Raw genomic sequence first — 8532 nt, 5'->3', positions numbered from 1 at the left:
TGGCGACAATAGCAAGAGTGAACCACCTGATCCCTTCCCGAACTCAGAAGTGAAACCTCTTAGCGCTGATGGTAGTGTGGGGTTACCCATGTGAGAGTAAGTCATCGCCAGCTCATTAATTCAAAACACCCCCTTAGCTTAATGCCTAAGGGGGTGTTTTTTTATATGTGAAAAAGAAAAAGTAATGAAATGAAATTTTATTAATGTAAAATTCACATATATTTTATTAAAATGCTTCAACTAGAAATTAACTTATATTTAAAAAATATCATCTTATTTGAAATAAATATTATATGAAAAAATTAATCTATATTTTTTAGATGTAATCAATTAGTCGAATATCATGGTAATGAATAGCAAATTTCATGTCATTTCAATATTAAATTAGTCTTTTTAATACAATAGGATAGAATGCATTTCACAAAGAAATACTCATATTCTTTGGTCTTATTGTGTTTGGGTTCTCTCATACATATATTTTGTTTAATGAAATTTAACTTAACAAGTATTGTTAAGTATGGACAAGTACTCATGGGAGATGAGAACGATGATGACGGAAAAAATTGATGTAAATTCGGTTGTAGATAACGCGAAATTTACACCATTTCATTTCAATGTACTTGCTTGGTGCTTACTCATTATTTTGTTTGATGGCTACGATTTGGCAATTAATGGTGTGGTATTACCACTGTTAATGGAAGATTGGGGATTAAGTGCCGTTCAAGCTGGAATGTTGGCAAGTACTGCTTTGGCTGGGATGATGTTTGGCGCGATGATTTTTGGTTCTTTAGCCGATAAAATTGGTCGTAAGAAAGTCATCATGATCTGTATCGTTTTATTCAGTGGATTAACATTTGCTGGCGGTTTTGCATCAAATCCAACAGAGTTTGGTATTTTACGCTTTTTAGCTGGTTTAGGTATTGGTGGTGTAATGCCAAACCTTGTTGCTTTGACTTCAGAATACGCACCAAAGAAAATGCGTAGTACGTTAGTGACGGGCATGTTTAGTGGCTATGCTGTTGGTGGTGTAATGGCTGCGTTATTGGGTGCATGGTTTACCCCAAGTTTTGGTTGGGAAATTATGTTCTTTATTGCGGGTATTCCATTGTTTTTACTCCCAGTGATTTGGAAATTTTTACCTGAATCTATCTCATTTATTGTAAAAGAAAATCGACAAGCTGAAGCGCGGAAAATCGTACGTCGTCTTGCACCAAATGTTCAAGTGACTGAAACGACTCAATTTACATTACCTGAAGAAAATGTTCCAGAAGCAGCTAACGTTGTGAGCTTATTCCGTCGTGGACGTGCTGTGAATACGGTTCTATTCTGGATTGCATTCTTTACATGCTTATTAACGATGTACGCATTAAGTAGCTGGTTGCCAAAACTAATGATGGCTGCAGGCTATTCAATGGACAACAGCTTAATGTTTATGATGGTAATGAATATTGGTGCTGTGATTGGTATTGTTGGCGGTGGTATTTTAGCAGACCGATTCCATCTTAAACCTGTATTAATGTTCCTTGGTATTATGGGTGCGATTGTGATGAGCTTAATGGGCTTTCAATCGAATCAATTTTTACTTTATATCTTAGTTTTCCTTGCTGGTGCAGCATCTATTGGTTCGCAAATGTTGTTATACAGCTATGTTGCACAATATTATCCATTAGCTGTGCGTTCAACAGGTATTGGTTGGTCATCTGCAATTGGTCGTATGGGAGCAATTGTCGGTCCAATTTTAATTGGCGGATTATTGGGAATGAGCTTACCTGCATATTTCAACTTTATGGCAGTAGGTTTACCTGTATTAATTACAGCAATTGCAGTTGCTTTAATTATGAATGATAAAGATGTAGAAACAATTGAAGCAAAAAATACGATCCCTGCAAAAGTTTAAGTAACTTAGTAAAAAAGCTCCGAAATTCGGGGCTTTTTTATATTGTGATTAATAAAGTGAAAAAGCCCCTCTATCTTTCGATAGTGGGGCTTTATATTCAGTAAAGGTAAACGGCTGTTGTACCTAGCATCCTGCTGTCTATTATGTTTTTCTTTTTATTGGTTTTTATATTGAGACTTTCCTATCTCTGTATGAGCTAAATATAAAAGAAATAAAAAATGGTGCATATTCGACATTTTCTGAATTAACTGTACGAATTTACTTACATAGTATAAACATCAAATATTTCTTAAAACTAATGAAGAGATAAAGAACTAGGCGCATTATATAAGGCAAGTAAATATAAATGTTTTGAAGAATGAGGATGTTGCAATGACTGAAAGCAATCAAAATATCAAAGATTATCCACTATATGTTGCAGGTAAGGCTTACAAAACTGAAAAATGGTTAGATGTGCAGGATAAATATAAACAGTCTACATTTGCACGTGTAGCATTAGCAGATGATAAAACAATACAAAAAGCTATTTCATCTGCGGTAAAAGCAGAAAAGGCAATGGCAGCGTTAGAGCCATTCCAAAAGCAAAAAATTCTTTTGCACTGCGTAAAGCGTTTTAATGAAATGCGTGAAGAGTTAACTGAAATTTTAATTGCTGAAGGCGGTAAGCCACGTAATGCTGCAATCGCTGAAGTAGAGCGTTTAATTAATACTTTTCAAATTGCCGCAGATGCTGTTACACAAATAGATGATGGTCGATTACTACCACTAGCAGTGACAGCAGCAGCATCGGGCTATCAAGGTTTTGTAAAACAAGTTCCTATTGGAGCCGTGTCTTTAATTAGCCCTTTTAATTTTCCACTCAATTTAACAGCACATAAAATTGCACCTGCTATTGCGGCAGGTTGCCCTTTTGTTTTAAAACCCGCAAGTTTAACGCCTATTTCAGCACTTAAAATTGCTGAAGTTTTAGCAGAAACGGACTTACCTAAAGGAGCATTTTCAGTTTTACCTTGCCCACGTGAACATGCAGATGTTTTAGTTACAGATGACCGCTTTAAGCTTCTGAGTTTTACAGGTTCAGATGTAGTGGGTTGGGATATGAAAGCTCGTGCAGGTCGTAAAAAAGTGACTTTAGAGTTAGGTGGTAATGCTGCTGTATTGGTTGAACCTGATACTGAAATAACAGATGCTTTTATTGATCGAATTATTGGTGGAGCATATAACCATGCAGGACAAGTCTGCATTAGCGTGCAGCGTATTTTGGTTCATGCTGATATTTATACTGATGTGAAGAAGAAATTAGTTGCTAAGCTCAAAAAAATTAAAGCAGCAGATCCATCTTTAGACACAACATTAGTGGGTCCAATGATTAAAGATGCTGAAGCCATTCGTTTGAAAAAGTGGGTAGATAAAGCCACTAAAAAAGGGGCAAAAGTGCTTTCGGGTGGTAGTGTAAAAGGTGTGATGTTCGAGCCAACACTTCTTGAAAATGTAGATGAATCACTTGAAGTTTATAAAGATGAAGTTTTTGGACCTGTTGCAATCATTGAAAAATATAAATCCTTTGAACAAGGTATAGATAAAATCAACACGAGCCGTTTTGGTTTACAAGCAGGTGTATACACTCAGAACTTAAATAAGATGATGTATGCATGGAATAACTTGCATGTTGGTGGTGTTATTATTAATGATATTCCATCTTTTCGTGTTGATAATATGCCATATGGTGGTGTGAAAGATTCAGGATTAGGACGTGAAGGAATTCAATCTGCTATTCGTGATATGCAAGAAGAACGCGTTTTAGCGCTAAAGCTGTAATCTTTTAAATATAGGGCTTTAAATCTGCAACTATAAAAATATGGTTGCAGATATTGAAAAAGAATAATGACAATTTATAAGAATAAAATTTTAGTTATTACATCTCGTCTTTGAATTACTCACAACATTGGTTTGGGGTATTCAGTAAACAAATATTCTTTATGATTATAAGATCATAGGTCACTATCGTATGAGTTGAGATAAGTAAAACTATAGTTTGTGTTAAATCTACTCTATAATTTTTAAGTTATTTTGCAAAACATGATTAATTTTTAATCCTTTATTATAAAAATGATTATAAAAACTAAAAAATTTGCAAATAATGCACAAAAATAAGTAAAAACTCGTTATTGTGGTTTTCATATAAGACACGCATTTTAAAATGGACTTTAAGCAAGGCATTTTGACTGTGTTCTGTTTGGTATTTAGAACAAGATGCTCAAAAGGCGTAAAACTAAATCGGACAAAAAATATTTTAAGCGGTCGCTTTTTTGCTTGCGAATATCCTAATAACAAGCAGCAGGAGAGTACCCAAAATTTAGGTGTTTTATGACAAATTCTCGTGAAAATTGGTCTGCGCGATCAGGCTTCATTATTGCCGCAATTGGTTCAGCCGTTGGTCTTGGTAATATCTGGCGTTTCCCATACGTTGCTTATGAAAATGGTGGTGGTGCATTTTTAATCCCGTATTTAATTGCAATTTTCGCAGCGGGTCTTCCATTATTATTCTTAGACTATGCAGTAGGACATAAGTTCCGAAAAGCACCACCAACAGCCTATAAAAAGCTCATGAATAGTGAAGCCTTGGGCTGGTGGCAAGTGATGGTAACGCTCATTATTGGTATTTACTATGCAAGCGTATTGTCTTGGGCTGGTAGTTATATTTATTACTCTATTGGTCAAAAATGGGGTGAAGATACACAAGGCTTCTTCTTTAATACGTATTTACAAAATGGTACAGGTTTAGAGTTTGGTTTTGTTCCAACACTATTCTTTGGATTGGTAATTGTTTGGGCAATTACGATGTTCATTTTATATGGCGGTGTAAAGAAAGGTGTTGAACTTGCGAACAAAATTTTCATTCCATTATTAGTTGTTTTATTCACTATTATGGTGATTCAAGCTGTTCGCTTGCCAGGTGCGACTGAAGGGTTAAATGCCTTCTTTACACCAAACTGGGAAGCAATGACCAACTATAAAGTGTGGCTTGCTGCATTTGGTCATATCTTCTTCTCGTTATCTATTGGTTTCGGGATCATGTTGACTTACGCATCATATTTAAAAACAAAAACTAACTTAACAGGTTCAGGTGTTGTAGTTGCATTGGCAAACTCATCATTTGAAATTTTGGCTGGTATTGGTATTTTCGCTGCATTAGGTTTCATGGCATATAGCTCTGGTGTACCTGTAAATGAAGTGGTTTCTGGTGGTATTGGTTTAGCATTTATTGCCTTCCCTAAAATTATTTCAAGCTTAGGTGCTGGTGGTGATTTATTTGGTTTCCTCTTCTTCTCATCACTTGCTGTAGCTGGTGTTACTTCTATGGTAAGTATTTTAGAAGTACCTATTGCCTCTTTCCAAGATAAATTAGGTTGGTCACGTAAGAAAGCCGTAACGATTGTTGCTGGTGGCTCTGCCATTGTTTCAACACTTATTTTCTCAACAAAAAGTGCAATCACATTTGTAGATATTATTGACTACTTTGCGAATAACATTGGTATTGTATTGGGTGGTTTACTTTCTATTGTGTTAGTAAGCTGGTTCCGTCGTCCGTTATTGGCGCAGTTAAAAGATCATATTAACCAATATTCAAGTATTAAACTGGGTAAAGGTTGGGACTTCTTACTGACCGTAATCACACCACTTTCATTATTAGTTGCTTTAGGTTTAACGTTTAAAGCAGTATTAACTGAAGGTTATGGTGGTTATGCTCCTGAAGTATTATGGCCAGTAGCAGGTGCTGTACTTGCCGTATTTATTATTGGTGCAATTGTATTTAGTTGCTTAAAAGATAAAGATTCTGAGGAGAACTAAGATGAATACATCGGCAACAGTTATGTTGATTATTTCAACAGTTTTACTTTGGGGTGGTTTAATTTTGGCAACAGTGCATTTAATTAAACATCCTGATGAAGACGAGTAATCGTTAAAAAAAAGGAACCGTTAAGGTTCCTTTTTTATGGCTTAATCTAAATAAATCTAAAATTAAAGCTTTTCAATACGGCAGTAATAGAAACCATCACCATGACCAACATGTGGTAAAAGTTGGCGACCGTGAATTTGTTCAATCCCCCAATCTGCTTCAATTTTAACTTCTTTAGCATCTGAGTGATTTTTGAAAAACTCAACCATTTGCTGTTCATTTTCAGCTTTTAAAATTGAGCAAGTAATATAAAGCAATGTGCCACCAACTTTAAGCTGTTGCCACATATTTTCAAGAATTTGCTTTTGTAGTTCTACCGTTTTAGCAATATCTGTAGATTGACGAAGTAAACGAATATCAGGATGACGACGCATTACACCAATAGCAGAACATGGTGCATCAAGTACAATACAGTCTGCTTGTTCAGGTGATTTCCACGTTATAGCATTTGCAGTGATAATTTCAATATGCTTACCATCTAGAACCAAACGCTCTAAATTTTCAGAAACACGTTTTAAACGCTTTTCATCTTGGTCAAGTGCAATAAGTTTGCGTACATCAAATGTTTCTAAAATGTGAGCTGTTTTTCCGCCTGGTGCAGCACATGCATCAATAACAAATTTATCGTCTAAATTTGGTAGTAATGTTGCACAAAGTTGAGCGTGTTCATCTTGAACAGAAAAACCACCTGCTTCAAAACCAGGTAAGCTTGGAATGTGTAGACTTTCATCCATTACAATACCTACGTCTGAAATTTCACAACGATGCGCCTCGATACCTTCATCTTCTAAAATATCGAGGTATTCATCGCGACCAACTTGGCGTGTATTTACACGTAAAGTAAGTGGTGCAACTTGCTTAAGTTCATAACTAATTTCAGCCAAATGCTCTGGCCAATCTTTTTTCAAACGCTTAGATAACCAACTTGGTAAACCTGGTGCTTGTTCAAGCACATCATAAAACTGTTCAGTTTCACGTGTTGCACGACGTAAAATCGCATTCACCACGCCACTTAAACTTTCCATGCCAAGTTGTTTAGCCGCTTCAACAGTTTCAGAAATTGCCGCATGTGCTGCAACTCGAGTACATAGCAATTGATATAAACCAAGATAAAGGCACGTTTCTACAACTTGGTTTTCTAATGGTTTTGCAAGTAAAGGCAATGTTAACTGTTTAAGAGAATGCCACTGACGTAAACAACCTAATACGAGCTCATGATAAAGCGCACGGTCTTTATCCGACACAATATTCATATGCTGAGCTAATACAGATTGTAACGATTGACCATTTTGGACAGCCAATAAAGTTTTCACAACCTGAGCACGTAAATTGAGGTTTTTACCCGAGGCGTGGGGAGATTGCTTCATTATAAAATTTGTCCAATATTCAATTTTTGGGTTTGCATAATTTGCACGGCATTGAGAGGTTTAGCCCCAGGCCATTGGAGAGATGTGAGCGTAATCACAGTATTATTTGCACAGGCAACATGTACACCATGTTTATCTATAGCAAGAATTTCCCCTATTTTAGCATTGTTTGTAGTCAGGGAAGAGATTTGTGAATTCCAAACACGTAAGTTATTTTTTTCATCTAAAACAATAAAAGCTACAGGCCACGGATTGAATGCACGAATATTTAAATCAATTTGTTTTGCATGAATTGACCAATCAATTTGCGCCTCTGCCTTAGAAAGCTTATGTGCATAAACGGTTAAAGCTTCATCTTGAACTTCACGATCATTTAAATATTTTTGTAAGCTTTCCTCTGTTTCCAATACTTGAACAATTGCTTCTGCACCTTGTATTGCCAATTTGTCATGTAAGCTTGCAGAGGTATCTGTCGCTTCAATTGGGCAAACTGTTTTGAACATCATGTCACCAGTATCTAAACCTGCTGCCATTTTCATAATGGTCACGCCAGTTTCAGAATCACCAGTGGCAATAGCACGTTGAATAGGCGCTGCACCGCGCCAACGTGGAAGTAATGACCCGTGAATGTTTAGGCAACCATATTTAGGAGTGTCTAAAACCACTTGAGGCAAAATTAAACCGTAAGCAGCAACAACCATTACATCAGCATTAAGTGCTTTTAGTTCTGCTTGTGCAGCCAAACCTTCTTCGGTTGAAGATTTAAAATGCAACGGTTGATAGACAGGAATATTGTGTTCTAAGGCAAGCTGTTTAACAGCAGATGCCGTTAATTTTTGTCCACGCCCTGCTTTACGATCTGGTTGAGTGTATACCGCAACAATCTCATGATTTGTATTCATTAAAGCAGCTAAAGCAGATGCTGCAAACTCAGGCGTACCTGCAAAGATGATTTTCACACATCAATTCCAACGAAAAATTGCACTTATTATATGCGATTTAATATGCTAAGTAGAAAGTGTTAGAAATTGAATGAATTTGTTACTTATTTATTAGAAGTAAAGTCACTTAAATTATGTATTTCAAAACTTAGTAACTTTGGGTGGAAGTGCAAATAGGTTAATTGAAATAATAAATTTATTCATCTGATATTTATTCGGGAAATATTCATTCTTTGCAATGTGGATGTATTAACTAAGGTGTATTTTGTAGGATTAGCTTAATAAAAAAATAACAAATTAACACAAAAAAATAATCAGCTATTCTTATTTTTTTAAATAATTTATTTATTTTTACTTTTTAAAACT

General features: G+C 35.7%; 6 protein-coding genes and 1 rRNA gene. 5 read left to right on the top strand and 2 right to left on the bottom strand.

Features of this window, described 5'->3' with window-relative positions:
* From rrf to AC5YDH_RS14515, 5 genes are all read left to right on the top strand, one after another.
* Window positions 1-113 (top strand): 5S ribosomal RNA (rrf, locus tag AC5YDH_RS14535); the annotation flags it as partial.
* 434 nt (window positions 114-547) lie between these two features.
* Window positions 548-1897, top strand: coding sequence for an aromatic acid/H+ symport family MFS transporter (locus AC5YDH_RS14530; protein WP_496120519.1), 1350 nt, complete (start codon window positions 548-550; stop codon window positions 1895-1897).
* 372 nt (window positions 1898-2269) lie between these two features.
* Window positions 2270-3715, top strand: a complete 1446-nt coding sequence (locus AC5YDH_RS14525) for an aldehyde dehydrogenase family protein (protein ID WP_496120517.1) — start codon at window positions 2270-2272, stop codon at window positions 3713-3715.
* A 549-nt stretch (window positions 3716-4264) separates the two neighbouring features.
* Window positions 4265-5749 carry a sodium-dependent transporter gene (locus tag AC5YDH_RS14520; protein WP_496120516.1) on the top strand — a complete coding sequence of 495 codons (1485 nt, stop codon included), beginning with the start codon at window positions 4265-4267 and terminating at the stop codon, window positions 5747-5749.
* A gap of 1 nt (window position 5750) precedes the next feature.
* On the top strand, window positions 5751-5858 hold the full coding sequence (locus AC5YDH_RS14515; protein WP_496120515.1) for a methionine/alanine import family NSS transporter small subunit: 108 nt from the start codon (window positions 5751-5753) through the stop codon (window positions 5856-5858).
* Between the two features lie 62 nt (window positions 5859-5920).
* Here the strand turns inward: AC5YDH_RS14515 and rsmB are convergent, their stop codons facing one another.
* Entirely contained in the window at window positions 5921-7225 is a 1305-nt protein-coding gene (gene rsmB, locus AC5YDH_RS14510; protein WP_496120514.1) for a 16S rRNA (cytosine(967)-C(5))-methyltransferase RsmB, read from the bottom strand.
* The gene (gene fmt, locus AC5YDH_RS14505; RefSeq protein WP_496120513.1) at window positions 7225-8184 is read right to left on the bottom strand and encodes a methionyl-tRNA formyltransferase; all 960 of its coding nucleotides are present in this window, start codon (window positions 8182-8184) and stop codon (window positions 7225-7227) included. The genes rsmB and fmt overlap by 1 nt, the downstream gene beginning before the upstream one ends.
* Between the last annotated feature and the right edge of the window lie 348 nt (window positions 8185-8532).

Source organism: Acinetobacter sp. FY683 (assembly GCF_059515885.1).
The sequence above is the reverse complement of the archived record's forward strand: the minus strand, read 5'-3'. Positions and strand labels throughout refer to the sequence as shown.

Excerpts from the sequence above, each read along its gene's own strand:
- AC5YDH_RS14515 (WP_496120515.1), top strand. The coding sequence starts at position 5,751 with ATGAATACATCGGCAACAGTTATGTTGATTATTTCAACAGTTTTACTT.
- AC5YDH_RS14530 (WP_496120519.1), top strand. The coding sequence starts at position 548 with ATGATGACGGAAAAAATTGATGTAAATTCGGTTGTAGATAACGCGAAA.
- AC5YDH_RS14520 (WP_496120516.1), top strand. The coding sequence starts at position 4,265 with ATGACAAATTCTCGTGAAAATTGGTCTGCGCGATCAGGCTTCATTATT.
- AC5YDH_RS14525 (WP_496120517.1), top strand. The coding sequence starts at position 2,270 with ATGACTGAAAGCAATCAAAATATCAAAGATTATCCACTATATGTTGCA.
- rsmB (WP_496120514.1), bottom strand. The coding sequence starts at position 7,225 with ATGAAGCAATCTCCCCACGCCTCGGGTAAAAACCTCAATTTACGTGCT.